This window comes from Arcicella sp. GW458-12-2-14-TSB2 (assembly GCF_059423785.1).
Genome location: NZ_JBWKYN010000316.1, coordinates 1 through 2,651 on the forward strand (window position 1 = coordinate 1; position 2,651 = coordinate 2,651).

Genomic DNA, 2,651 nt, shown 5'->3' on the forward strand with positions numbered 1-2,651 from the left:
GTACTTTTACCAGTTTTCAAATTTAATTTTGCCATAAAATGTTGCCATTGAAGGGCAACCTATTTTAGGCAAGCACAGCTCACAACTCACAACTGATCACTCAAAACACATAACTCCCATGATTGCCTCTCTATCACAACTCGGAATTATCCACACGGTTATTTCTATCATCGCTTTAATTTTTGCGGCCATTGCTTTAATTAGCACTAGGTTGATTAAACCCTTTAGCAAATTAGGTAAGTATTATAGTGTATTTACAGCACTTGGTTGTATTACTTCTTTTTGGCTTTCCAAAACAGGGAAGTTCAATCCGGGTCATGCTATTGGTATTTTGATACTTGTATTGTTAATTGTAGCATATCTTTTAGGGGAAAAAAAAGCTCTTTATATCCAGACTTTTTGTATGTCTATTACAGTTTTCCTTTCATTAATTCCTACTGCCAACGAAACACTTACACGTTTGCCTGTGGGTCAACCATTAGCCAATGGCCCCGATTCGCCCATCGTTCAAAATGTGGTAAAAGTGTTGTTAGTACTTCTAATAGCAGGATTGGCAGGGCAGTATTTTAAGCTTAAAAAGGGATAGGGATTTTAGATATGATGTATTATGTATTAGATATGAAGTATAATATTGAGCTTTTAGGGACATCATAATTCATATCTAATATTTAATACAAGCTTATTTCCAAATAGGTACATTTATATAGCTATCATTATACCATTTTATTTTTAGGGGTTCTTTGGCATCAGCTATTGTTTCATCACTCACATCTTTCCCTGTTCCATAATTGATTTGAGCGAAGGAATTTTTATCAATGTTCAATACTACTAGCAATCTACTACCTTTACTTAACTGACGACTTACCAAACGAGTATTGGAAAATGGAATGCCCTCTATTTTGTTAGGGATTAAAAGGTTTCTTGAAGTAATGTCTTTGGCATAGCTCGCACGCCCTAAAAAATAGCTTAATTCAAAATATTCACCATTGGGCATTACCTCGTATAGGACTACCCCAATATCCATGTCTTTCTTATTGATACTAGCTTTTATTTCCCCACTGAATGCCCCAGCAATTGAAATAGTTTCTTTGAATGGCTCGCTCAGAAAGAAAAAACCATTAGAGGTATCAAGCTCTTTGCGGATAATTGGGTCGGGATAATAGTCGTTGTTACTGGTAGTTCTGTCAGCTAAATCTACTGCTTGGACAAGATAATTGTGTTGCTTTGGCTTTTGTTGCGTTAGAAGATAATCTTTCCCCGCTTTGATGTTGGTAAGATACAATTGTAGCGTATTGTTGCTCATTTTTTCTAATGAAGGAGCATGTTTCCATTCATTAGCTCCCATTACTTCATAATTTATTTTATCCTTTAAAATTTCTGGTTTTTTACCATCTTTAAGAATGTAATCAAACCATTCGTAAGTAATTTGTTTGGTATTGATTAATGCAACGGAGTCTACTTGATAACCTTGCAAAACAGCTTCACCGCCTTTTTGTGCCCCAAAATGGCTATACGGACCAATAATTAAATAATGATTTGCATTTTTATTGTATTTATAATGTTCTTTCACATAATACAATCCTGAAATCTGTGAGTCGTTATAGTAGCCATCTATCGATAAAACTGGGATATTAATATGGGCAAATTCGTCTTTATAGGGAACCATATCTTGCCAATATTTATCATAAGCAGGATGTTGGAGCCATCGTTGTAAATATTTATTAGGAGTGCCCTCTAAACTATCTATTTTACGATATGCCACACCGCTTTCCCACCATTTATTTTGCATGGCTCTCCAACGAGGTCTATTATTTCCTACAAGCGTATCAAGGTATTTGTTGTTGGAAACATAAAATGCCCATTCATAATTTGCATTGAGGAATACATTGTTTTCCATAGGTAAGCCCATTCCCGGTCGGTTGGCTACATACGGCACAATGGTTTTTAAGGCTGGATGCATTTGTTTAGTAGCTGCCCACTGACTAAAGCCATTATAGCTCCCACCATACATTCCGATTTTACCATTACACCAAGCTTGGTGACTAATCCAATCAATTACATCATAAGCATCTCTACCGTCGTATTCATAAGGTGTTACTTCATCGGGACTAAATCTTTTACCCCTCGTATATGCTATTACACCCACATAACCTTTATCTGCTGCTTCTTTAACACTTTTTATATCTCTGCTACGGGCGTAAATAGTGAATTGCAGAATAACTGGTTGTGGTTTATCATTATCTTTTTTGCGGACAATAATGGCTGAAATAAGAGCACCATCTCTGGTTTTTATCAACACACTGTCCTCTATATGATATACGTTGTCGACTAAATTTGTTTGGAATGCGGATGATTTAGCACCTATTAGCAATAAGCAAATGATGATAAAAATATGTCTCATTAAAGTTGTCGGTTTGGGAGGTAAATATGCTAGCTATTTAAAAGGAGTAACATACCAATAAATGATTCATGTTAGACAGAAAATGTTGCATGAAGGGGAATTATCTCAAGTCCAAGTGACGCTTTGCTTAACAATGAACTAGCGGGGCAAATCCTTTATCCCTAACGAGGGAATTATTAGCTTTCATAAAATAAACGTTCTTTGATTTTTTGAGTAAATTTCATTACAAATATTTCCAAGAAAGTTATCG

The 2,651-nt window shown here is 35.5% G+C and carries 2 protein-coding genes; one reads left to right on the plus strand and one right to left on the minus strand.

What is annotated here, in order from left to right:
- Positions 1-118: 118 nt before the first annotated feature.
- Entirely contained in the window at positions 119-586 is a 468-nt protein-coding gene (locus AC07XN_RS24050) for a hypothetical protein (RefSeq protein WP_494744891.1), read from the plus strand.
- Positions 587-679: 93 nt separating this feature from the next.
- On the opposite strand, the gene AC07XN_RS24055 is transcribed toward AC07XN_RS24050, so the two are convergent.
- Complete coding sequence (locus tag AC07XN_RS24055) at positions 680-2,401, minus strand: CocE/NonD family hydrolase (protein WP_494744892.1); 1,722 nt, start codon at positions 2,399-2,401, stop codon at positions 680-682.
- Positions 2,402-2,651 lie beyond the last annotated feature (250 nt).

Coding starts and splice junctions, on each gene's coding strand:
- AC07XN_RS24055 (WP_494744892.1), bottom strand. CDS start 2,401: ATGAGACATATTTTTATCATCATTTGCTTATTGCTAATAGGTGCTAAA.
- AC07XN_RS24050 (WP_494744891.1), top strand. CDS start 119: ATGATTGCCTCTCTATCACAACTCGGAATTATCCACACGGTTATTTCT.